Origin of the sequence: Acidocella aquatica (genome assembly GCF_030160635.1) — a bacterium.
In the GTDB taxonomy this organism is placed as follows: Bacteria; Pseudomonadota; Alphaproteobacteria; order Acetobacterales; family Acetobacteraceae; genus Acidocella; species Acidocella aquatica.
This window is the reverse complement of record NZ_BSOS01000067.1, coordinates 1-21,811: the sequence shown is the minus strand read 5'-3', so window position 1 is coordinate 21,811 and position 21,811 is coordinate 1. Positions and strand designations below refer to the sequence as shown.

The 21,811-nt window shown below is 61.1% G+C and carries 17 protein-coding genes and 1 pseudogene; 13 read left to right on the top strand and 5 right to left on the bottom strand.

Annotated features, from left to right (window positions below; translation table 11 throughout):
• Nucleotide 1 precedes the first annotated feature (1 nt).
• On the bottom strand, nucleotides 2-1,738 hold the full coding sequence (locus QQJ84_RS10935; protein WP_284258599.1) for a TadE/TadG family type IV pilus assembly protein: 1,737 nt from the start codon (nucleotides 1,736-1,738) through the stop codon (nucleotides 2-4).
• A 126-nt stretch (nucleotides 1,739-1,864) separates the two neighbouring features.
• On the bottom strand, nucleotides 1,865-2,431 hold the full coding sequence (locus QQJ84_RS10930) for a cupin domain-containing protein (RefSeq protein WP_284258223.1): 567 nt from the start codon (nucleotides 2,429-2,431) through the stop codon (nucleotides 1,865-1,867).
• Between the two features lie 234 nt (nucleotides 2,432-2,665).
• Here QQJ84_RS10930 and QQJ84_RS10925 point away from each other — a divergent pair, with 234 nt between their 5' ends.
• From QQJ84_RS10925 to QQJ84_RS10875, 11 genes are all read left to right on the top strand, one after another.
• On the top strand, nucleotides 2,666-3,778 hold the full coding sequence (locus QQJ84_RS10925) for an ABC transporter ATP-binding protein (protein ID WP_284258222.1): 1,113 nt from the start codon (nucleotides 2,666-2,668) through the stop codon (nucleotides 3,776-3,778).
• Nucleotides 3,779-4,684: an ABC transporter permease gene (locus QQJ84_RS10920; protein WP_284258221.1), complete on the top strand. Its 906-nt coding sequence runs from the start codon at nucleotides 3,779-3,781 to the stop codon at nucleotides 4,682-4,684.
• On the top strand, nucleotides 4,681-5,520 hold the full coding sequence (locus tag QQJ84_RS10915; RefSeq protein ID WP_284258220.1) for an ABC transporter permease: 840 nt from the start codon (nucleotides 4,681-4,683) through the stop codon (nucleotides 5,518-5,520). Before QQJ84_RS10920 ends, QQJ84_RS10915 begins: the two co-directional genes overlap by 4 nt.
• A gap of 24 nt (nucleotides 5,521-5,544) precedes the next feature.
• The gene (locus QQJ84_RS10910) at nucleotides 5,545-6,618 is read left to right on the top strand and encodes an ABC transporter substrate-binding protein (RefSeq protein ID WP_284258219.1); all 1,074 of its coding nucleotides are present in this window, start codon (nucleotides 5,545-5,547) and stop codon (nucleotides 6,616-6,618) included.
• 53 nt (nucleotides 6,619-6,671) lie between these two features.
• On the top strand, nucleotides 6,672-8,018 hold the full coding sequence (locus QQJ84_RS10905; RefSeq protein WP_284258218.1) for a glutamine synthetase family protein: 1,347 nt from the start codon (nucleotides 6,672-6,674) through the stop codon (nucleotides 8,016-8,018).
• A 206-nt stretch (nucleotides 8,019-8,224) separates the two neighbouring features.
• A complete protein-coding gene (locus QQJ84_RS10900; RefSeq protein WP_284258217.1) occupies nucleotides 8,225-9,487 on the top strand; it encodes an alpha/beta hydrolase in 1,263 nt (420 codons plus the stop codon).
• 208 nt (nucleotides 9,488-9,695) lie between these two features.
• The gene (locus tag QQJ84_RS10895) at nucleotides 9,696-11,198 is read left to right on the top strand and encodes an aldehyde dehydrogenase family protein (protein WP_284258216.1); all 1,503 of its coding nucleotides are present in this window, start codon (nucleotides 9,696-9,698) and stop codon (nucleotides 11,196-11,198) included.
• A 38-nt stretch (nucleotides 11,199-11,236) separates the two neighbouring features.
• Entirely contained in the window at nucleotides 11,237-12,253 is a 1,017-nt protein-coding gene (locus QQJ84_RS10890; RefSeq protein WP_284258215.1) for a dihydrodipicolinate synthase family protein, read from the top strand.
• Nucleotides 12,253-13,116, top strand: coding sequence for an alpha/beta fold hydrolase (locus tag QQJ84_RS10885; protein WP_284258214.1), 864 nt, complete (start codon nucleotides 12,253-12,255; stop codon nucleotides 13,114-13,116). The genes QQJ84_RS10890 and QQJ84_RS10885 overlap by 1 nt, the downstream gene beginning before the upstream one ends.
• A 13-nt stretch (nucleotides 13,117-13,129) precedes the next feature.
• Nucleotides 13,130-14,341, top strand: coding sequence for a CaiB/BaiF CoA transferase family protein (locus QQJ84_RS10880; RefSeq protein WP_284258213.1), 1,212 nt, complete (start codon nucleotides 13,130-13,132; stop codon nucleotides 14,339-14,341).
• Complete coding sequence (locus QQJ84_RS10875; RefSeq protein ID WP_284258212.1) at nucleotides 14,338-15,237, top strand: hydroxymethylglutaryl-CoA lyase; 900 nt, start codon at nucleotides 14,338-14,340, stop codon at nucleotides 15,235-15,237. Before QQJ84_RS10880 ends, QQJ84_RS10875 begins: the two co-directional genes overlap by 4 nt.
• On the opposite strand, the gene QQJ84_RS10870 is transcribed toward QQJ84_RS10875, so the two are convergent.
• The 3 genes from QQJ84_RS10870 to QQJ84_RS10860 form a co-directional block, all read right to left on the bottom strand.
• Entirely contained in the window at nucleotides 15,234-16,901 is a 1,668-nt protein-coding gene (locus tag QQJ84_RS10870; protein WP_284258211.1) for an AMP-binding protein, read from the bottom strand. The genes QQJ84_RS10875 and QQJ84_RS10870 overlap by 4 nt on opposite strands.
• A 520-nt stretch (nucleotides 16,902-17,421) precedes the next feature.
• Nucleotides 17,422-19,074 carry an FAD-binding protein gene (locus QQJ84_RS10865; protein ID WP_284258210.1) on the bottom strand — a complete coding sequence of 551 codons (1,653 nt, stop codon included), beginning with the start codon at nucleotides 19,072-19,074 and terminating at the stop codon, nucleotides 17,422-17,424.
• Between the two features lie 41 nt (nucleotides 19,075-19,115).
• Nucleotides 19,116-20,573: an FAD-binding protein gene (locus QQJ84_RS10860; protein ID WP_284258209.1), complete on the bottom strand. Its 1,458-nt coding sequence runs from the start codon at nucleotides 20,571-20,573 to the stop codon at nucleotides 19,116-19,118.
• Between the two features lie 161 nt (nucleotides 20,574-20,734).
• Between QQJ84_RS10860 and QQJ84_RS10855 the strand changes: the two genes are divergently transcribed.
• Both QQJ84_RS10855 and QQJ84_RS10850 read left to right on the top strand, forming a co-directional pair.
• The gene (locus tag QQJ84_RS10855; protein ID WP_284258208.1) at nucleotides 20,735-21,361 is read left to right on the top strand and encodes a TetR/AcrR family transcriptional regulator; all 627 of its coding nucleotides are present in this window, start codon (nucleotides 20,735-20,737) and stop codon (nucleotides 21,359-21,361) included.
• A gap of 114 nt (nucleotides 21,362-21,475) precedes the next feature.
• Nucleotides 21,476-21,680 (top strand): annotated as a pseudogene (locus QQJ84_RS10850) (IS3 family transposase); the annotation flags it as partial.
• Nucleotides 21,681-21,811: the final 131 nt, after the last annotated feature.

Here is a 21,811-nt window from a genome sequence, read left to right as displayed (position 1 = left end):
GTCAGTTAACGAGCAGTGCTGCCGAGGTGGTTGAGGATTTTTGCTGAACCAGCGAGGCCGCGAGATCGCTGCTGCTGCCGGCGCCGATGCTCACCTCAAGCTTGCCTGTGCCGCTGACTTTGAAATTGTCTGACAGCACGGCAAATGTTCCGGTGGGGGTGCCCGATGAGTCGGTGGTGGAGGAGATCGTGGCGTTGCCGGTGCTGGTGAAGCCTGCTTTGGGCGTATAGATGATGCCGTTGACCGTGGAGGCGACGCCGCCGTTGATTGTGCCGCCGAGCACGTCGTTACGGGCCTGATAGATTAAAATGCCGCAAATGCCCTGGCCGTTCTCGATCGAGGTCATGTTGTAGAGGCTGGCGGTATAGTTGTTTTGGGCTTCGGCGGGGGCGTTATAGTTTTGCGGCGCGACGCAATTGGTGCTGGGGGCGGACATGTTGAGAGCCGTGGAAGAGCCGCCCAGGCTGTATGAGGTTGAGCCGGCGAAAACGAAGGTCGTGCCCAGGGCGGTGATCACACTACCGCCGTTCACGTTCAGGCCGTCCTTATTGTTGTTCGCCGTGCCGTCAAAATAATAAATGCCGGTGCCGAAGGTGACGGTGGTTTGGCTCCCCGTGGAAAAGCCGTTGTTGAAAAAATAGCTTACGTTATTGGAGAAGGTGACGGTGCCCTGGGTGGGGATTGTGTATGTTTTGCTGGAGCTGTCGAACAGGCAGTAGGTATAGCGCAGAGTGTCATTCCCGTTGTCCTGAAAAGGCGGCGAGATCAGGACCGAAGCGGAATTGCCGCTGCCGCTGACGAGATATTCGACGCAGGGCGGAATTGAGGTGAGGTTGGAGCTGATGTCGTACCAGAATGTTGGGACATCTCCCATATAATAAAGCGGGTCGCTCTCCACGGGGGCGCCGGTTACGATGTTGTAGTTGTTGGAGGCCGTTCCGTTCGCGGCGAGGATGTTCGACTGGCTGTCGTGATAGGTGCAGCCGGCGGTGAAGATGCTCGCGCCCGTGAGGCTGTTGACCGTCGTGGCGGTGGTTTGGATCGTCGCGCCGCCAATTGCGGAGATGGCGGATTTATTGCCGTTGCAGGCGTTGGAATCGGCGGTGATGTTGCAGCCGAATGCGTCAACCAGATTGTTGCCGTTTGAGGTCAGGTTGCCGATGGTGGACTGCCCCGCGGTGCCGAGTGAGAGCAGGCAGGACCCGCCGGTGGTGGTTGTGACGGTTTTAACAACCGCGGAGGCGGAGGCTGACTGCGTGCCGGGGAGCAACCCTGCCAGGCCCATGCCCTTGACGCGCGAGAAAAAGCTGGCGCGGGGGATGGTGGCCGAGGCCTGCCAAGTGGAAATGGTGGTGCCGTTGGAGAGGATGCCGGGCGTGTAGGTTAAGGTAAGGGTTGAAGGGGTCAGGCCGAATTGTGAGTTCGAGGCGTTGTTGGCGGCGGTGACGGCGTAGGGCTCGGCGGTTGTGGAGTCGGTTACCGAATAGCTGGTTGTTTGATTGATGGTGGTGGCAGCATTCGTGGTGGCGGCGGCCAGGGCGGCGGCGTCAGTGGCGGATTGCAGGGTATCTTGCTGCTGGTACCAATAACCGACATCGACCGCGAGGCCGGTGGCGGCGATGAGCAGCGGGGCGGTGAGGGCGATGATGAGCGCCACGGCACCACGCCGGCCCAAAGACGGCCTTAAACGGGTGAGCAGAGCGGCAAAACAGCGTTTATGAACCAGCTTGTGAAACATGTCGCTCAATTTCCAGGAAGCTCATATTGGCTTATTAACGAGAGATTTATACCGTCCAGATGAAGAAACAGCAATCTAATAACGAAATTGTTATTGGAGTGTAGCAAATTTAATGATTGACAGGACCTAAAAGCTGGGCGGGCTGTTGGCGCTGATGAGCACGCAGGGGGCGGGGCCTGGGTTGCGGAAGCGGTGGGGGATGTCGGAGCGGAAGTAGTAGGCATCGCCAGGTTGGAGGGTTTTTTCCTGCGCGCCGACGGTGATGGTGAGGCTGCCCGAGACGATGATGCCGCATTCCTCGCCCTGGTGGCGGAGCATTTCCTCCCCCGTGTCGGCGCCGGGCTGGTAGGTTTCCTGTAGCATCTGCAGGGCGCGCTCCTTGAGGTTGCCGCCGACCATGCGCATGGAGACGGTTTCGCCAAAGGCGATTTCGGTCAGCTCGGCGGCGGCGAAGAACACCTGGTCGGAGGCGGCGAAGTTGTGGGTGAAGAAATCAGCCAGGGAGAGGGGGATGCCGTCAAGGATTTTCTTCAGCGAGGAGATGGAGGGGCTGACGCGGTTTTGCTCGATGAGGGAGATGGCGCCGTTGGTGACGCCGGCGCGGCGCGCCAGCTCGCGCTGGGTGAGGCCGTAGATCTGGCGGACCAGGCGCAGGCGGGTGCCGATATCGTCTGAGGGGGCGGTGGTGGACATGATGTGCGTTCCCGGCGTTTAGAATATTCAACAGTTTTGGAGGGTTTTTCCCGTCAGGGCAATAAAAAAACCGTTTTTGGGGGTTTTCATTAACATTGGTCAATTATTCTTGACGGCGCCGCGTGGCTTGGGCGAGACTGGCGGGGTAACAAAAACGGGGATTTGCGTGTCGTGGCACCTGGGCAGACCATCGGCTGACGCTGTACGAACCTACACCCCGCTGGGACACGGCTGATGTCCGGGGCGGTGATGATGCCGGAGGCGCCGGTGGGGATTGCAGCCGCGCGGGGGGCGATATCGCTCTCGGGTATCACCAGGATCTTTGCGGGGAGCATTCCCGCGGTTGATCATATCGACCTGGAAATTCAGGCGGGAGAGTTTTTTACGCTGCTGGGGCCTTCGGGCTGCGGAAAGACGACGCTGCTGCGTATGATCGCGGGGTTTGAGACGCCTGATGAGGGGCGGATCGTGATCTCGGGCAAGGAAATGCAGGATGTGCCGGCGCATCAGCGCGCGGTGAACACGGTGTTTCAGTCCTACGCGCTGTTTCCGCATTTGAATGTGGAGCAGAACATCGGGTTTGGGCTGCGTATGCGCGGTGTGAGGAACCCCGAGCGCAAGAAGCGCGTGGATGCGATGATGGAGTTGTTGCAGATCGGGCAGTTCGCGGCGCGCAATGCCGGGCAGCTCTCGGGCGGGCAACGCCAGCGGGTGGCGCTGGCGCGCGCGCTGGTGAACGAGCCGGAGGTGGTGCTGCTGGATGAGCCGCTCTCGGCGCTGGATGCGAAATTGCGGGCGGAATTGCAGATAGAGCTGCTGCGGATGCAGAAGCGGCTGGGGATGACGTTTATTTTCGTCACGCATGACCAGCATGAGGCGCTGGTGATGTCTGACCGGATTGGCGTGATGTCGCGCGGGCGGTTGCAGCAGGTGGGGCCGGTGCTCGATGTGTATGAGAAGCCGCGCAATGTGTTTGTCGCGGAATTTTTGGGGCTCTCGAATATATGGGCGATCGAGCCGTTGGGCGGGGGCATGGCGGCGGCGCCGATCGGGGTGTTGAAGATCGCGGCCGCAATAGGTGCGGCGCGGATGGCGATGATCCGGCCGGAGAAGATATGGATTTATAACGATACGCATGCGCCGCAGGGGCGGGAGAATGTGTTCCCCGGCACGGTGCGCGAGGCGATTTATATGGGCGCCTCGACGCAATATCGCATTGAGCTGGGCGGGGGCGGGTTTGTGCTGGCGCTGGACACCAACAACCAGGCGGCGGAGCGGAGCTGGCGGCCGGGCGAGGCGGTGGTGGTGGAGCTGAAGCCTGAGAATATCATGCTGGTGGAGGCCTGAATGGGGACCGCGGCGCAGGGGGAAGCGCGCAGCCGGGCCTGGCGGCTCTGGATCACCTCGGGGCCGGGGTTGTTCTGGATTGTGCTGTTTTTGCTGATCCCCAGCGGGGTGATGCTGGGTATCGCGTTTTTCACCAACAGTGATTTTGGCTCGCCGGTTTTGCCGCTCTCGCTCGATTCGTTCTCGCAGGTGGCGGGTTATGGGATTTTGGGTTGGAGCGGGGCGAATTTCACGGTGTTGCTGCGCTCGCTGCTGCAGGCGGGGGTGGCGACCTCGGTGACGATTTTGCTGGCTTATCCGCTGGTGTTTTTTATCGTTACGCGCCCGGCGAACATGCGCCCGGTGCTGCTGTTGTTTGCCATTGTGCCCTCATGGACCAACCAGGTGGTGCGGACCTATGCGTGGATGGAGCTGCTCAACCCGTTTGCGCCGGTCTCGCATGTTGCGCAGGTGCTGGGGATTATTCCGCCGCATCTGGGCTTGATGCCGGGTGATTTCGCGGTGCTGGTGGGGCTGAGCTATAATTATCTGCCGTATATGGTGGTGCCGCTTTATGCGGCGGCGGAGAAGCTGGACTGGACGCTGGTGGAGGCCGGGCGGGATTTGTATGCCTCCGGCGCGAAACTTTTTTTCAATACGGTGTTTCCGCAGACGCTGCCGGGGTTGCTCTCGGGCATTATCCTGGTGGGGATTCCGGCGTTTGGCGATTATGTGGTGCCGCAATTGCTGGGGGGCGATAAGGCGATGATGCTGGGCTCGCTGATTGCCGACCAGTTCACCTTTTCGCCCGACTGGCCTTATGGCGCGGCGCTGACGCTGATCATGCTGGCGTTCACCTGCATCGGCCTCATCGTGTTCCGCAGGCTGACGCAACGGTTGGGCGGCGGGGAAGGGGCGATGTTATGAACGCGGTGCCACGCAGGATTCAGCGGGTGCTGGCGGGGATCAGCCTGCCGGTTTATCTGTTGTTGTATGCGCCGCTTTCGGTGATCGCGATTTTTTCGTTCGCGCCGTCGCTCGGGCATCCGGGGCCCAATGTGGCGGCGTATGGGATGTTGCTGAATGACCCGGAGGTGTTGGCGGCGCTGCGGCGCTCGCTGACGCTGGCCATCGGCTCGGCGGTTTTGGGCACCATGCTGGGTACGTTGATGGGTTTTGGGCTGAGCCGGTTCCGCCCGGCCAAGGGCGGCGGGTTTTGGGTTGGGACGCTGCCGAGCCTGATCATTTATTTACCGATTATTATGCCGAGTCTGGTTTTTGGTATATCGGAGCTGATATTTTTTAATTTCGTGCATGAATATACCGGGTTGCTCTCGGCCGGATTGCTGACCATGGGGATTGCGCATGTCACCTTTCAGGCGCCTTATGTGGCGCTGGTGGTGTATGCGCGGCTTGCCGGGCTGGACCCGAACCTGTTTGAGGCGTCGCAGGATTTATATGCCAATGCGGTGAAGTCCTTTGTGTTTCTGACGATCCCCGTGGTGCGCCCGGCGTTGATCGGCGGTTTTTTGCTGGCGATTACATTATCGATCGATGATTTCACGATCAGCTTTTTTACCGCGGGGCCGGGGAGTGTCACGCTGCCGATTTATATTTATAGTGCGATTGCCCGCAAGGGTTCTTCACCCGAGATCAATGCGCTGGGCAGCTTGATGATTGCGACCGTCATCGGTGTTGCCCTGCTTTATTATTTTGTTACCCGCCATCGCGAACGCAGCAACCGGATTCCGGCTGTTGCATAACAACCAAGAGGAGAGATCGTGACCATGCTTAAATCAAAACTGTTGGGCGCCAGCTGCGCCGCTGCTTTTGTTGCCGCCGCGGTGATTTTGCCGCAGGGCGCACGGGCTGATCAGCCGACGCTCAATTTGTTCACCTGGTCGGCCTATATTGACCCAGCCATGATAACGGATTTTGAGAAACAGTGCGGCTGCAAGGTGGTGGAGACCGATTATGACTCAAATTCGGAAATGGAAGCCAAGCTGAAGGCGGGCGCGGATTCGCAATATGACGTTGTGGTGCCCTCCAGCTATTATGTGGCGCGCCTGATTACCGAGGGGCTGATCCAGCCGCTGGACCATGGCGCGATTACGAATTTCAAGAATCTTGAAACGAAATTCCAGAATCCGACCTATGATCCGGGCGATAAATATTCCATTCCCTATCAGTGGGGCACCACGGGTGTTGGGTATCTGCAGGATCAGATTAAAGATCCGGCGCAGAGCTGGGGGCTGCTGTTTGATCCGAAGATCAATACCACCTATCCGTTCACGCTGATGAGCGGGAGCGGGCAGGATACGATTGGCGCGGCCTGCGCCTATCTGGGCTATGGCTTTACCTGTGACACCAAGGCCGAATGGCTGGCGGCGGCGAAATTGATTAAGGAGACCCGCGCGCGCAAGAACTTCGCGGGGTTCGTGGATGGTGAGCCCGAGCGTGACCAGCTGAAGTCCAAGCTCAACTCGGCGGGCATGGTGTTCAATGGCGATGTGGCGACCAGCTATGCCGACGGGTCGGGCAAGGATATCGGCTTCTTCCTGCCCAAGGAGGGGACGGAGATCTGGGTTGATACCATGGCGATCCCCGCGCATGCGCCCAATGCGAAATTGGGGCTTGAGTTCATCAACTTTATCCTTGATGCGAAGGAAGGTGCGGCACTTTCGAACTTTAACGATTACAGTAGCCCGAATGCCGCTTCGCAGCCGATGCTGGCGGATAATCTGAAGGCGCGGCTGGTTTCGCCGACACCGGAAGATTTCAAGCTGCTGCATTTCCTGCCGCCGCTCTCGGGCGCGAAGTTGAAACTCTTCAACGCGATCTGGACGGCTTCGAAACAATAATTTTAAGGCTCCCCCTCCGCTGCTGCGCAGGGGGAGTATTTTTTGAGGGTGTTATGAGTACAATTGATTTAAAAGAGTGGTTCGATGAGCATCGGATAACGGAAGTTGAGTGTCTGGTGCCTGATATCACCGGGATTCCGCGCGGCAAGATCATGCCGGCGCAGAAGTTTTTTCAAGGAGGGGCGCCGCGGTTGCCGGAGGCGATATTTATTCAGTCGGTGACGGGGGAATATCCCGAGGACCCGACCGATATGCTCACCGATCCGGCGATTATCGATATTAAACTGATCCCCGATGCCAGCACGGTGCGGCTGGTGCCCTGGGCGCATGAGCCGACCGCGCAGATTATTCATGATTGCCAATACGCGAACGGCACGCCGGTGCCGATGGCGCCTCGGCAAGTTCTGCAGAGTGTGTTGCAGCTCTACAAGGCCAAGGGCTGGAAGCCGGTGCTGGCGCCGGAGCTGGAGTTTTATCTGGTGGGGCGCAATACCGATCCGGATTATCCGCTGGTGCCGCCGGTGGGGCGCTCGGGCCGGCAGGAGACCGGGCGGCAGTCTTATTCCATCGACGCGGTGAACGAGTTCGATCCGCTGTTTGAGGAGATGTATGATTTTTGCGATTTGCAGGAACTCGACCTTGATACGCTGATCCATGAAGAGGGCGCGGCGCAGGTGGAGATCAATTTTTTGCATGGCGATCCGCTGCATCTGGCCGACCAGGTGTTTTTGTTCAAGCGCACGGTGCGCGAGGTGGCGCTGCGGCATAATATCTATGCCACCTTCATGTCAAAGCCGATGGGCACCGAGCCGGGGTCGGCGATGCATGTGCACCAGAGCGTGGTGGACCCGAAGACGGGCGAGAACATGTTCGCGGGGCCGGATGGCAAGGCGAGCCCGTTGTTTCTCTCCTATATCGCGGGGTTGCAGAAATATATTCCGGCGGTGATGCCGATTTATGCGCCGAATGTGAATTCGTATCGCCGGCTCACGCGGTTTTCCAATGCGCCGATCAACCTGCAATGGGGGTATGACAACCGGACCTGCGGGTTGCGGGTGCCTTTTGGCGAGCCTTCGGCCATGCGGGTGGAAAACCGGGTGCCGGGGGCGGATGCCAATCCGTATCTGGCGTTCGCGGCGACGCTGGCCTGCGGATATCTGGGCATGGTGGAGGGGTTGCAGCCGACACCGGCACAGATTGGCTCGGCCTATTCAGGGGAATACACCCTGCCGCGCGAGCTTAGCCATGCGCTGGATATGATGGATAAATCCGAGGCGATGCGCGGGGTGCTGGGCGATAAGCTGGTGGATGTGCTGGTGGCGGTGAAGCGGCTGGAATATGAGACGTATTTGCGGGTTATCAGCTCCTGGGAGCGGGAGCATCTGCTGCTGAACGTGTGAACGTGGCGGCCTGCGATGCGCGCGGGTCTTCGCCTTGACAGCTTCGACGTATCTGTCGACTATTCGATCGCTGAGACTGTATCTCTGAGACTGGCCGGCCTGGGGCGCGGAAACGCGGCTGGGGCCGGTTGTCTTTTTGGCGCCGGGTAAAAAGAGCTTCAACGGCTCCCGGCGGAGGCGGTGATTTATTCCGGAGGGGCGGGCGGATGAGCGAGAAGAGCGAAGACCCGAAACTTGAGCGCCGGGTGACGGCTGGGCTGCGCGGAGCGTCATGGGACCCGGCGCTGGTGCCGGCGGGGATGTCGACCCAGGTGTTTCCGTTGATGACGGCGGACGGGGCGCCGGTGCTGGGGTATCTGCATGCGCAGGACCGCGAGCAGACGGTGGTGTTTATCATGCATCCGCGGGAGTTGCTGGTGTCGCATTATCTGGTGCCGCATCTGGTAGGGGCTGGGTATGCCTGCTGGGTGCAGGGGCCGCGCACGGTGGGGAATGATCTGCGGCTGGAGCATGAGCTGGCGGTGCTGGATGTGGGCGCGGGCATGCTCAAGCTGCGGGAGCTGGGGTTTGAGCATGTCGTGCAGCTGGGCAATTCCGGCGGGGCGGGGCTGTTCGCGTTTTATAACCACCAATCGCTGCTGCCGCCGGGGGAGCGGTTGGCGCGCACGCCTGGCGGGCGGGCGGTGAAGCTGGGCGAGGCAGTGTTGCCGGTGGTGGATGGGTTTATTTTCGTGGCGCCGCATCCGGGGCAGGGGAAATTACTGAGGAATATGATTGATCCCTCCGTGACTGACGAGCGCGACCCGCTCGCGGTTGATCCGGCGCTGGACCCCTTCAGCCCGGCGAACGGCTTCAGGCCGGGCAAGGAGGGCGGCGCGCGCTATGCGCCGGAATTTGTTGCGCGCTACCGCGAGGCGCAGGCGGCGCGGGTGGCGCGGATCGACGCGCGGGCGCGCGCCGCGATTAAGCAGCGCATGGCGGAGAAGGCGCGGATGAAGGAAGGCGGCGCGGGAAGTGCGCTGAAGGCGAATTTCTCGGGTATTTTCGAGGTGTGGCGCACGGATGCGGATTTGCGCTGCTTCGATACCACGCTGGACCCTTCCGACCGGCGCTGGGGCAGTGTGTGGGGGGCGGAGCCGCTGGTCTCCAACGTGGGGAGCGTGGGGTTTGCGCGGGTTTGCACGCCAGAGAGCTGGCTTTCCACCTGGTCGGGGATCATCTCGCGCGCCTCTTTTGAGCTGTGCGGCGGGGCGATTAAGCAGCCGGTGCTGATGATTTATTACACCGGGGACAACAGCGTGTTCCCGGCGGATGCGGCGGCGATATTTGAGAGCATCGGCAGCCGGGACAAGCAGCGGGTGGATATCCGGGGCAATCACCATGGGCAGTCGCTGCGGTTGGATGAACAGAGCGGGCAGGAGATTGCGGCGGTGCGGGTGATTGGCTGGCTGCGGGAGCGGTTTGTTTAGAGTGCGATCGTTTGAGGTTCGCTCAACCGCGCGAGCCGAAAGCGTGAATCGCCCTCGGAAAAAATGGCCAGAGCCTGATCGCACTTAATGCGAGCAGGCTAGCGGGTTGACATTTTCGACGCTAATGTCGATTATTGGATAATAATGATTAAAAATTGCGGCGGGACGGGACGGAAGCCAGGAACAGAGTTTTGAGGGAGTGATGGCGATGGATGGAGCGACCGGCGGGACGCGGCGCGGGCTTTTTCTGGAGAGCTATGGACATTTCATCGATGGCGCCTGGGTGGGCGGGGATTCGGGGAAAACCATCGCGGTGAGCAACCCGGCGACGGGGGCGCATCTCTCAAATATTCAGGCGGGCAATGCGGTGGATGTGGACCGCGCGGTGCAGGCGGCGCACCGGGCGTTCAAGACATGGTCGCGTACGCACCCGCGCGCGCGCCAGCAGGTTTTGCAGGAAATGGCGCGGCGGTTGCGGGCGCGGCTGGCGGATTTCGCGATGATGGAGACGGTGGATAACGGCAAGCCGATTAGCGATGCCACGATGTTCGATATCCCCGCGACGGCGGAGGTGTATGATTATTTTGCCAGCCTGCCATTGCAGATTCATGGCGAGACCACGGATTTTCCCGATAGCATGCTGCTGGTGCATCGCGAGCCGCTGGGGGTTTGCGCCGCGATCGTGCCGTGGAATATTCCGCTGTATTGCACCGCGCTGAAGGTGGCGCCGGCGCTGGCGGCGGGGAATACGGTGGTGGTGAAGCCGGCCGAATCCACCGGGCTTTCAATTTTGGAATTCTTCAAGGAGTGCGCGGATATTTTGCCGCCGGGAGTGGTGAATATCGTGACCGGGTATGGGCCGGAGGCGGGGGAGCCGCTGGTGCGCCATCCGCTGGTGCGCAAGGTTTCGTTCACCGGCTCGAAACCGACGGCGCGCAAGATCATGCAGTATGCAAGCCAGAACATTATTCCGCAGACGATGGAGCTGGGGGGGAAATCCGCGAACATCGTGTGCGCCGATGCGGATTTGGATGCCGCCGCCGAGGGGGTGGTGATGTCGACCGTGTTCAACAAGGGCGAGGTCTGTATTTCGGGCAGCCGGACCTTTGTGCATGAGTCGGTGATGGACCGGTTTTTGGAAAAACTCAGTGCGCAGATCGGCCATGTGCGGCAGGGTGATCCGCAGGACCCGCGTACGCAGCTGGGGCCGCAGGCATCGAAGGTTCAGTTTGATAAGGTGGCGGGGTATCTGGAGCTGGGCTGTGCCGAGGGGGCGCATGTGCTGGCGGGCGGGGCGAAGGCTTCGATCGTTGGGTTTGAGCAGGGGTTGTTTATTCAGCCGACGATTTTCAGCAATGTGCGCAATGATATGCGCATTGCGCGCGAGGAGATTTTTGGCCCGGTGACGTGTATTTTGGGCTGGCGCGATGAGGATGAGGTGTTGGCGCTGGCCAATGATACTGATTACGGGCTGGGCGGCGGTGTTTGGACCAGGGATTTGACGCGGGCGCATCGGTTCGCGCGGGAAATGCAGACCGGGACGGTGTGGATCAACCGGTATTATAATTTTGTGCCGGGGCAGCCGCTGGGCGGGTTCAAGCAGAGCGGGTTCGGGCGGGAGAATACGTTCGAGACGCTGCTGCATTACACGCAGAGCAAGGCGGTGATTGTGAACCTGACCGAGGGGCCGATCGGGCTGTATCAGGGCTGAGGCTGCGCCCTGGGTTTTAGGAAAAGGTGAGTTGAAATATGGCGATTCGTAAAACCCGGCTGACGGCGGCGGATGTTGTGGGGGCGTGGGCGATTATTCCGACACCGGCGAAGGAGAATGCCTCCGACTGGCGGGCGGCCGATACGGTGGATTTGGACGAGACGGCGCGGGTGGTGGAGGCGTTGATTGCCTCCGGCGTGGATGGGATTTTGAGCCTGGGCACGCTGGGCGAATGCGCGGCGCTGAGTGTGGCCGAGAAGCAGGCGTTTATAAAAACGCTGGTGGAGAGCGCGCGCGGGCGGGTGCCGGTGTTTGCGGGCACCACGGCGCTTGGCACGCGCGAGGCGATTGCGCAGACGCGGGCGGCGTATGATCTGGGCGCGGATGGCACCATGGTGGGGCCGGGGATGTGGAACAAGCCGGATGCCAATATGGCGGCGCAGTTTTACCGCGACCTGGCGGAGGCGGTGCCGGAGATGCCGGTTTGTATTTATGCCAATTCATTTGTGTTCAAGTTTGATTTCCCGCCGCCGTTCTGGGCGCAGGTGGCGGAGATTCCGCAGGTGATTTGCGCAAAGACCGCGAGTGCGGCGACGTATTTGCGCGACCAGAAGGCCGCGAAGGGGCGGATACGGCTGATGCCGATGGATGCGGAGTTTTATGCGGCGGCGCGGCTGGACCCGGAGACGGCGGTGGCGTTTTGGTCGAGCAGTGCCTCATGCGGGCCGGCACCCGCGGTGGCGTTGCGCGAGCTGGTGGCGGCGGCGAAGGTGAGCGGTGATTGGCGGGCGGCGCTGGCGCTGACGGATAAGATGACCACGGCGGTGCTGCCGGTGATTTGTTATGGCGATTGGGAGATGTTCCAGATTCATAACACGGCGCTGGAGAAGGGGCGCATGGATGCGGCGGGATGGATGAAGGCGGGGCCGAACCGGCCGCCGTATCAGATGGTGCCGGAGCGGATTAAGGAATTTGGGCGGATTGCTGGGGAGAGCTGGGCGGCGTTGCAGCGTGAGTATGAACCCTTGGTGCGGAAGATGCGGGGAGCGGCGTAATGCCGAAAATCGCGCTGAATGGGATAGAGATAAATTACCGTGCGGAGGGCCAGGGCGAGGCGCTGGTGCTGGTGCATAATTTGACCTCGAACATCGAGGGGTTCGATGATAATTTCCCGGTGTTTTCTAAATATTACCGCACCATCGCGGCGGATATTCGCGGGCATGGGCTGACCACGCATCTTGAGGACCCGGCGCGGGCGAATGCGTTTTATAATTTTGACCGGATGGCGGAGGACCAGATCGCGCTGCTGGATCATCTGGGGGTGGATAAATTTTATTTGTTCGGGCAGGCGTATTGGGGGGCGAATACGGCGCTGCATTTGTTTGACCGCATTCCGGAGCGTGTGAAGGGGATTGTGATTTCATCGGCGAGCATGATTATCTCCGACGAACACCACAAACCTTATGAGCCGCTGGGTGAGGCAGGGAAGCAGAATTTTTTGCGGATGCATGCGCTGGCGCGTGAGCAGGGCATGATGGCGGTGTATCGGGACCGGCTGGAATATGGGCAGTTCTGGGGGCCGAAGGTTTTGAACAGCCCTGAAATATTGAAAGTTTTCACCAAGGCGCATGAGTTGACCTCGGTGGCGGCGTTTGTGACGCCGCCGTATCTGACGCCGGAGCGGCGGGCGGGGATTGCGCAACGGTTGCGCGCGGCCAAAGTGCCGGTGATGCTGCTCGTGGGCGAGGATGAGGCGGCGCATAACCGCAAATATTTCATCAGCGAGATGCGGCGGGATTATCCGGATATTCATGTGATGATGATCCCCGAGAGCGGGCATTATCCGACCATTGAAAATCCGCGCGATTTCAATCAGGCTCTGCTGGATTTTTATGCCGGCGTGGCGCGTTATGGTTGAGGGAGTGTAGGTTTTGAAGACACCGCTTGAGGGCCTGCGGATTTTGGAACTCGGGCATTTTGTGGCGGCGCCTTTTTGCACGCGGCTGCTGGCTGACCTGGGGGCTGATGTCATCAAGGTGGAGCCCAGGCAGGGTGATCCGGTGCGCCAGTGGGGCGATATGGTGGATGGGCATTCGCTTTGGTGGTCAGTCCATGGGCGCAACAAGCGTTGCGTGACGCTGGATTTGAAGAGCGAAAAAGGGCGCGCGCTGGTGCTGCGGCTGGTGGCGCGCTGCGATGCGGTGGTGGAGAATTTCCGGCCGGGGCATTTGGATAAACTTGGCCTGGGGGCGGAGGTGATGCGCGGTGTGAGGCCGGGGCTGATCATCACGCATATTTCAGGCTATGGGCAGGATGGGCCTTACCGGGATCGCGCGGCATTTGGGGTGATTGGCGAGGCAATCGGCGGGTTAAGGTATTTGACCAATCATCCGCCGGGAACGTCCGATTTGCCGCCGGTGCGGGTGGGGGTGAGCATCGGGGACTCCATTTCCGGGATTTATGCGGCGTTTGGGCTGATGGCGGCCTTGTGGCAGCGCGACCGGGTGGGCGGCGATGACCAGGCGCGCACGGTGGATGCGGCGCTGACGGAGAGTGTGCTGAGCCTGATGGAAGGGGTGTTGCCGGAATATGGCGCGCTGGGGAAAATCCGCGCGCCTTCGGGCGGCGGGCTGGCGACGGCGGCGCCGAGCAATGCGTATCCGAGCCGGGATGGTTGCTGGGTGTTGATCGGCGCGAATTCGGAGCCGCTGTTTGCCAAATTGGCGCAGGTGATGGGGCAGCCGGAGCTGGCGGATATGCCGTGCTACCAGGGGAACAAGGCGCGGGTGGAGAATGTGGCGGCGCTGGATGCGCTGATTACGCAGTGGACGCGCACGCTCGATGCCGATGAGCTGCTGGCGCGGCTGGGTGAGGCGGATATTCCGAGCAGCAAGGCCTATACGGCGGCGGATTGCGCGGCGGACCCGCAATATATCGCGCGCGGGATGGTGCGGCGGGTGGAGGATGGGTGGTTTGGCTGCGAGGTGCTGCATCCGGGTATTGTGCCGCATGTGCCCGAGGCCCCGGGGCGCGTGCGGTGGACCGGGCCGCGGATCGGCGCGCATAATGATGAGGTTTATGGCGGGCTGCTGGGGTTGGCGGATAGCGAAATCGCGGCGCTGCGGGCGGAAGGGGTGATATGATGCGCGGGGTGAGTCTCGTCGAGGTGGCGCCGCGCGATGGGTTTCAGCCGGTGGTGCCGTTTATACCGACCGGCGAGAAGATAAGGATTGTGCAGGCGCTTTATGCGGCGGGGCTGCGGCGGATCGAGGTGACATCGTTCGTGGGGAGCGCGGTGCCGCAGTTGGCGGATGCGCGGGAGGTGCTGGCGGCGGCGCTGGCGCTGCCGGGGCTGGATGCGCAGGTGCTGGTGCCGAACCAAAAACACACCGAGCGGGCGCTGGCGGCTGGGGCGCGGCATGTGGCGTTTTTTCTGTCGGCTTCCGAGACCCATAATTTGAATAATGTGCGGCGCACGCCTGGGGAGTCGGTGGGCGACTATGCGAAGATCGCGGCGATGCTGCCGCAGGGGATCAGCTTCCGGTTGAACATCGCCACGGCATTTGATTGCCCCTTCGGGGGGGCGGTTGCGCCGAAGGTGGTGTTGGATTTGTTGGCGCAATTGGTGGCGCTGGAGCCCAATGTGGAAATCGCGCTGTGCGACACCACCGGGCGGGCGGTGCCGGGGAACGTGGCGGCGCTGTTCCAGGCGGCGATGGCAAGCTTTCCGCAGGTGCCGGGGTGGGCGTTTCACGGGCATGATACCTATGGCATGGGGGCGGCCAATGCGTTCGCGGCGTGGAGCGCGGGGGTGGAGGTGATTGATGCCTCCGCCGCCGGGCTGGGCGGCTGCCCGTTCGCGCCGGGGGCGACGGGGAATGTCGCGACCGAGGATTTGGTGTGGATGTTCGAGGGGATGAATGTGGCGACCGGGGTGGATTTGCCGCTGTTGCTGGAAGCCGGGCGCGAGGTGGCGGCGTTGCCCGGCGCGCAGACCGGCGGGCGGGTGCGCGAGGCGTTGCGGGTGACAAAAATTTAGGGTTTGGCGGCTTCCTCGGCGAGCTTTTGTGTGATGTCCTGGCGCATGGCGGCTTTGTCCAGTTTGCCGACTTTGGTGAGGCTGAGGGTGGGCACGGCCTCGATGCGTTCGGGCCATTTGAATTTGGCGAGGCCGTGGGCGCGCAGGTGGCTTGCGAGTTGGGCGACGGTGGGGGTGGTTTGGCCGGGTTTGGCGACGATGTAGGCGCAGATGCGCTCGCCCAGGCGGGGGTCTGGCATGCCGACGATGGCGCAGTCGGCAATGGCGGGGTGGGTGGCGATGGCGTGTTCGAGTTCCTCGCAATTCACCTTCTCATGGCCACGGCTGATGATGTCCTTGGCGCGGCCGGCGAAGGCGTAGATGGTTTCGCCGTTGATGCGGCGTTTTATCATCAGGTCGCCGGAGCGGTAGAAGCCCTCGGGGGTGAAGGCCTCGGCGTTGCGTTCGGGGGCGTTGTAATAGCCGCTTAGCGTATAGGGGCCGCGGCAGGTGAGTTCGCCTGGTTCGCCGAAGCCGGCTTCGCGGTTGGTGCCGGGCTCGACGAGGCGGACTTCGTCGCAGGGGGAGATGGGGCGGCCGACGCAGGTGTCGATGATCTCATCGGGGTCGGTGGCTTTGGTGTACATGTTCAGCCCCTCTGACATGCCGAACATGGCGTAGGTGGGGCGGTGGAATTTTTCACGCAGGAGGCGGGCGCCGTCGGGGCTCCAGAAGGCGCGGACGCTGGAGATATCGGCGTGGCCTTCATCGAGCATGGCTTCGAGGCGGGGCAACAGGGCGCGGATGAGGCCGGCGAAGGTGGGGCGGTAGCTGCGGAAAACCTCGCCCCAGGCGGCGGGGGTCATGTCGCGCGGGATGGCGAAGGCGGCGCCGGAGATGAGGGCGGGGCCGAGAAAGCAGACCATGCAGGCGTTGTGGATCATCGGCATGGGCATGAAGAGGGTGTCGGCGGGGGTGTAGCCGAGCCATTGGGCGGTGCGCTGCATGTTGAAGAGGTAGTCGTTGGCCATGCGCGGGATGACTTTGGGGATGCTGGTGGTGCCGCCGGAGAGTTGGAATATGCAGACCTGGAAGGGGTCGCGCGGGAGGGCGTGGACGGCCTGATGGGCGGCGGCGGCGTTTTGGGACTCGATGAGGTCTTCCAGGCGCGAGATGCCGGGGCGGGGTTGGCCGCGCAGGCTGATGATGTGGCGGATGCTGGGGATGTCGGGCTGGAGGGATTGGGCGAAACCGGCCAGGTCGAATTTTTCGTCGTCGTCATGCACGATATGCGCGCGGGCGGCGGTGTGGTTGCCGAGGTAGGAGATTTCGCGTTCGCGGTGGCTGGGCAGCGTGCAGACGGGGATCAGCCCGGCTTTCAGGCAGCCGATGAGGGCGTAGACGAGTTCCTTTGAGTTGGCGCACTGGAAGAGCACGCGATCAAGCGGTTGCAGGCCGAGGGACCAGAAGGCGGCGGCCAGGCGGCCGGTGATGCTGTCGAGTTCGGCGTAGGTGATGCTGCCCTCGGGCGTGTGCAGGGCGGGGCGGGCGGCGTGGGTGGCGAAGGAGCGGCAGAGCGCTTCGGCGAGGCCGGTTTCAGGGAGTTCGCCGGCGGCCAGATAGGCGCGCAGACGCTCTGGCTCGGGGTAGACCACGCCAGGAATGGGTTCTTTCACGCCGATCATTTTTTCTCCCTGGGGCGGAATTATCGGAGTTGTCGACGTAAGTGTCAATGATTCGACGGTGTTGGTTAAATTATGCTTGCGGCGGCAGGGGGCGGAACTTAACCTGTGAGGGGGTTGGTGGCAGGAGATGCGGCATGGCTGCGGTATGTTTGCATAAAACCGTTTCCTGGGGCGAGTGCGATCAGTCTCTAGCCGTTTTTCTGAGGGTAATTCACGCTTTCGGCTCGCTCGGTTGAACGAACCTCAAATGATCGCGCTAAAGTTATCTAGGCGGATATGCTTGCAGGTGATCTCGGTGAAAATGCACTCGACATCAAATCGGAATACCCGGCCGGCTTGAGATTGAAATTATCGGCCAGCTTCATCGGAATCTACAAATTACCTCAGAAACTTAGGGTATGCGTCAAATTAGGTGAAAAAAACTCTATGGGTTTAGAATGAATGGCAGTTCCGGCTGAAGGACGGTTTTCGCGAAACCGGAAACAGCTCAGACAAGCCTACAGATATTTGATAATACCACCTATGCTTGGCGATTGCTTCCACATCCTGCCGCATGCATGGCAGCGCAATACCCGAAAGTGGCGGCGGCGGCAATTGTCGCGCCAGCGCCGGGGTAGGTATGACGAAACGGCGACCCACTCGCATTACCAGCAGCGTATAGACCGGCGATTGGCCTCTCATCAGTGCCGAGGACACACCCGTGATGATCCGTTTTCAAACCGCCGTTCGTGCCAAGGTCACCTGGCCGCACAACAGCCGCCCAGAATGGCGGCGTGCGTATCTCGCCAAGACTTGGATTGGGGCGGTGGTTGGGATCTGCCCAATAACAATCATAGGCGGTTTGCCCGCGCCTGAAATCCTCATCCACGCCATGCCGGGCAAAACCGTTGAACCGGTCGATGGTGTTTTGCAATATGGCTGGATCAATTCCGCACTTCACTGCGAGGGCACTGAGGGTCTCCGCCCGGTGCAGAAACCCGTTTTCGAGCATCTGATCGCGAATTGATTTTTGTGACAATTCCGCAAACATGTAGCGCTTGAGAAACCTTCCATCCATAATCAGCCAATGGCGTTCATTTGCAGCGCCATGCTCGTACATGATTTTGCCGGTTGCCATATATGAGCGTGCCTCATTCATGTAACGTTTTGCGGATGCATCAACGATAATGCTGCCTGGCAGCGCGCGCAGTCCCAGCGCAAGGCCATTCTGATCCGGCCCCGTCTGGATTGACGGCATCCACCAGCAACCCTCCGTCAGTTCCCGCCCTGCGCCGATAGCCGTGCCAAGGGTGAAGGCATCCCCCTCATCTTCTGGAATTGCATTGGTCCAAAATTGCGTTCTCCCTTGCAGCGACGCGCGCAATCCGGCGTTGCGCGCGAAGCCGCCGGCGGCGAGCAGCACGCCCGCCGCCGCGTTCAGCCGCTCACGTTTACCGCCGCTGTCCACGACCACACCGGTGACCGCCCCCTGCTCGCAGATCAGTTCCACCAGCCGCGTGGAGAGGCGGATGGGAATTTCCTGCTCCATCGCAATCTTCATCAGCGCGGCGACCAAGGCGCGGCCATTGCCGAGCGGTTTCGCGCCAAGCCAGGTGCGTATTTTGTGGCCAAGCATCACCCGCGCCGCTGCGAGGAACAGGCCGGGACTTGTACGAGCGCGTGTCAGCGTGCCGTATTGGCCGCTATTGATCGCGGGCAGGTCGAGATCGGCCAGCCGCATGGTCTTGAAGCGTTCACCAAGGCGGCGCCCGTCAAACGGCGCGGACTCGATCGTGCGGCCAATGCTGCTGCCAGGCATCTCCGGGTAATAATCCGGATGATCCTTAGTTCTGATCCAGCGAACGCCTTCCTGCGCCAGCATCCGCGCCATTTGCGGAGCGTGTTGCAAAAAGGCTTCCGCCTTGGCAATGGCGTGCGCATCAGCCTCCTGCCCGATCAGGGCGCGGAGATAGCTGTGCGCCGCCTCCGAAGAATCTTGCGCGCCTTCGCTTTTCATCAGATCGTTTTGCGGCACCCAGAGCACGCCGCCGGAAATAGCCGTGGTGCCGCCCCATTGGCCGGACTTTTCAACGATGAGCGGCCGCAGCCCGCAACGCCGCGCGGCTATCGCGCCCACAAGACCCGCAGCGCCGCTGCCGGCTACGATGAAATCGAAATTATCCTTGCCCGTCAAAGCTCTGCCCCCTCCGGAACATCATTGTCAATTCAATACGGCTAAGCGCCAGCCGCTTCGCGCCCTGCAACCCGGCCAAAAAATGATCCGGGGCCGAGGCTGAGCCCGCTTGCGTAGCCTTTGCCGTCTTGCGGAATCGTCGAGGCGCAGGCTCCTGCCGCGTACAAGCCGCGGATCGGCGATCCTTGTTCGCTGAGCACTTCGGCCCGGGCATTCACCTTCAGCCCGCCCAACGTGATGAACAGGTAGCGCGAATGATGAAACGAGACATCGAATGCGGCCCAGGGCCCCTGGTCGAGCGGCTTCACCCAGTCGGGATGCTTGAAAAATGCCGGGTCTTTTCCCGCCGCCGCATGCCGGCTGTAATCGGCCATCGTGCGCTGGAGGGAGCCATTGGGCAGGTCCAGCCCCGCCTCCATCTCCGCGGTACTCTCCCAGCCATCCACCAGCCTGTGGCCCAGATAGGTGATTTCGGGATAGGCGAAGATCTCCGCGTCAACAATCAGGTACGCCTTGCGATCGGGCTGCTCCATGATGAAGCTGGCGGTGCGGCCATGATACGAATCTTCGGCGACGAAGCGCTCACCCCGGCTGTTCACCAGAATGCCCTTGATCAGTTGCGCGGGGGGATAAAATGAGGCCGTGGCGATAAGCCCGGACATAGCCTGCAGCGCCCCGCCCGCCGATCTCCCAAGCCGCATGCCCGCGCCATCGTTATACGGCACGCCGAGCGCCTCGCAATTCTCCAGCATTTGCGGTGCGAATTCGGCCATCATCTCCTGGCTGGCGCTGAAGCCGCCGGTCGCCAGCACCACCGCCTTGCGGGCGCGTACATGCCTCTCCTGCCCGGCGCTGCGCAGCCGCACGCCGATAATGCGTCCGGCCGGGTCTGCCACGAGCGCCGTGGCCTGCGTGTCATAGCTCACCCGCACACCTTCCTCCTGGCAGCGCGCTATCAGCGCTTGCGTCGCCATCGCCCCGCAGTACTGGCCTGGGCGCGATACCCTGTGGCCACGTGCCGCCGGGGGCGCAATGTCGCGGAACGGCCAGACTTTTTCATTGCCCGTCCCGCACAGCCCCTCGTTGCTGGTGTTGAGTTCTACCGTTTTGCCTTTGAAATAGCTGCGTTCGAAAGTAACGCCTTGCGTTTCGAGCCAGTTGAAATGCTCTACCGCGCCATCGCAGAAGCAGCGCACCAGCGCCGCATCGGGCGCGCAGGTACTGGCCATGAGGAATTTGTACATATTCTCCGGCGTATCTTCGACGCCGACCGCCTGCTGCACCGGCGTCCCGCCGCCGAGATAGAACAGTCCAGAGGAGAGCGCACTTGCCCCGCCGCCGCCGCTGGCGCGCTCGGCAACAAGCACATCAGCCCCGCCCCGGCGCGCCTCCAGCGCCGCACAGGCGCCCGCAATGCCGAAGCCAACCACGACGACATCTGCCGTCTCGTGCCAATCTGCGATATCATTTACCGCCAGCAAGGCTGGACAATCCGTCATGCACGACTCTTCCATTTTATCACCGCGGGCTGTTGCCATCATATTTTTATACTATCTGGTATTATAATACCAAATGGTATTATAATGGAAGTGGATTTCCCTGCCATGGGCCATTATTTCCGGCTGCCGGCCAGGGCGGGCAGAGAAAGCAGGAGAGAACGATGGCACGGGCGAGACAGAGGGAAAATCAGGCGCAGACGTATGAAAGCCTCGTCCGCTCCGCGCGGGAATGCATAGCGCGCAATGGCTATGCGGCCACTACCGTCGACCAGATCGCGGAACATGCGGGCTTCTCGAAGGGCGCTTTCTATTACAGCTTCGATAGCAAAGAAGCGATAATGCTGGAGATCCTGGAGCGGATACATGACGAGGATGTCCGTGAGCTGCAGATGATCTTCGTCGAGCAGGAGGATGCGTCGAGCCTGGATCGTGCGTTCGACCGTTGGGCCGAGGCCCGCTACCGCAACACCGAATGGGCGAAGCTCAATGTCGAATTGCAACTCCATTCCAGCCGCAATGCCGGGTTTGCAGAAAAATACGCGGCCCATTTCGAGAAGTACAAAACCCAGCTCTCTGCATTGATCGCGTTGAATTTCACCCGGCATGGGAAGGCCATGCCCGCGCCCGCCATTGAATTCTCTGCCGCGTTAATCGCGCTTGTTGATGGCCTGGCCTTGCAACATTCGCTCAGCCTCTCCCCAGGAAGCCCTGACATCACCGCGAAGATGATGCTGCTGGTCTGCCAGGGGTGGTTCGCGCTGGGCGCGCCGCTTGACCGCGACAACTGATACCTCGATTTATTTTCCTTGATCGCCACTGTCCGCCGTCAGCGCCCATGACACAAAACTGGCATCTTGAATGTGGGGGGATTTCTGGCTCATCCATGCTCCTTCGTCGCTACGATGAGCCAGAAATCTTCACCCCCAAAGCTCACCGCCGAGGCGGTTGTGCGTGACATTCGCCGGGCGCCGCGGCGAGCACAGCATCGCTGAGCTGTGCCGGCGCGAGGGCATTGCCGAGAGCATGTATTGTTTCTGGTCCAAGGAATTCCTGGAAGCGGGTAACCGCCGCCTGGCGGGGGATACAGCGCGGGAAGCCAGCTCTGAGTATGATACAGCGCCTTTTTACCATTAGCATCGAAAACTATGGATCAGCCCGTCAAGGCGCGTTAACTAGCCCGGATTATGCAGGACTGCTGGCGAGCATAGCGTAAACCGTTGATTTGATGTAAGAATTGG

What these genes read in the sequence shown, in the direction of transcription:
- QQJ84_RS10935 (WP_284258599.1), bottom strand. Translation starts at nt 1,738, where the DNA reads ATGTTTCACAAGCTGGTTCATAAACGCTGTTTTGCCGCTCTGCTCACC.
- QQJ84_RS10930 (WP_284258223.1), bottom strand. Translation starts at nt 2,431, where the DNA reads ATGTCCACCACCGCCCCCTCAGACGATATCGGCACCCGCCTGCGCCTG.
- QQJ84_RS10925 (WP_284258222.1), top strand. Translation starts at nt 2,666, where the DNA reads ATGTCCGGGGCGGTGATGATGCCGGAGGCGCCGGTGGGGATTGCAGCC.
- QQJ84_RS10920 (WP_284258221.1), top strand. Translation starts at nt 3,779, where the DNA reads ATGGGGACCGCGGCGCAGGGGGAAGCGCGCAGCCGGGCCTGGCGGCTC.
- QQJ84_RS10915 (WP_284258220.1), top strand. Translation starts at nt 4,681, where the DNA reads ATGAACGCGGTGCCACGCAGGATTCAGCGGGTGCTGGCGGGGATCAGC.
- QQJ84_RS10910 (WP_284258219.1), top strand. Translation starts at nt 5,545, where the DNA reads ATGCTTAAATCAAAACTGTTGGGCGCCAGCTGCGCCGCTGCTTTTGTT.
- QQJ84_RS10905 (WP_284258218.1), top strand. Translation starts at nt 6,672, where the DNA reads ATGAGTACAATTGATTTAAAAGAGTGGTTCGATGAGCATCGGATAACG.
- QQJ84_RS10900 (WP_284258217.1), top strand. Translation starts at nt 8,225, where the DNA reads ATGAGCGAGAAGAGCGAAGACCCGAAACTTGAGCGCCGGGTGACGGCT.
- QQJ84_RS10895 (WP_284258216.1), top strand. Translation starts at nt 9,696, where the DNA reads ATGGATGGAGCGACCGGCGGGACGCGGCGCGGGCTTTTTCTGGAGAGC.
- QQJ84_RS10890 (WP_284258215.1), top strand. Translation starts at nt 11,237, where the DNA reads ATGGCGATTCGTAAAACCCGGCTGACGGCGGCGGATGTTGTGGGGGCG.
- QQJ84_RS10885 (WP_284258214.1), top strand. Translation starts at nt 12,253, where the DNA reads ATGCCGAAAATCGCGCTGAATGGGATAGAGATAAATTACCGTGCGGAG.
- QQJ84_RS10875 (WP_284258212.1), top strand. Translation starts at nt 14,338, where the DNA reads ATGATGCGCGGGGTGAGTCTCGTCGAGGTGGCGCCGCGCGATGGGTTT.
- QQJ84_RS10870 (WP_284258211.1), bottom strand. Translation starts at nt 16,901, where the DNA reads ATGATCGGCGTGAAAGAACCCATTCCTGGCGTGGTCTACCCCGAGCCA.
- QQJ84_RS10860 (WP_284258209.1), bottom strand. Translation starts at nt 20,573, where the DNA reads ATGACGGATTGTCCAGCCTTGCTGGCGGTAAATGATATCGCAGATTGG.
- QQJ84_RS10855 (WP_284258208.1), top strand. Translation starts at nt 20,735, where the DNA reads ATGGCACGGGCGAGACAGAGGGAAAATCAGGCGCAGACGTATGAAAGC.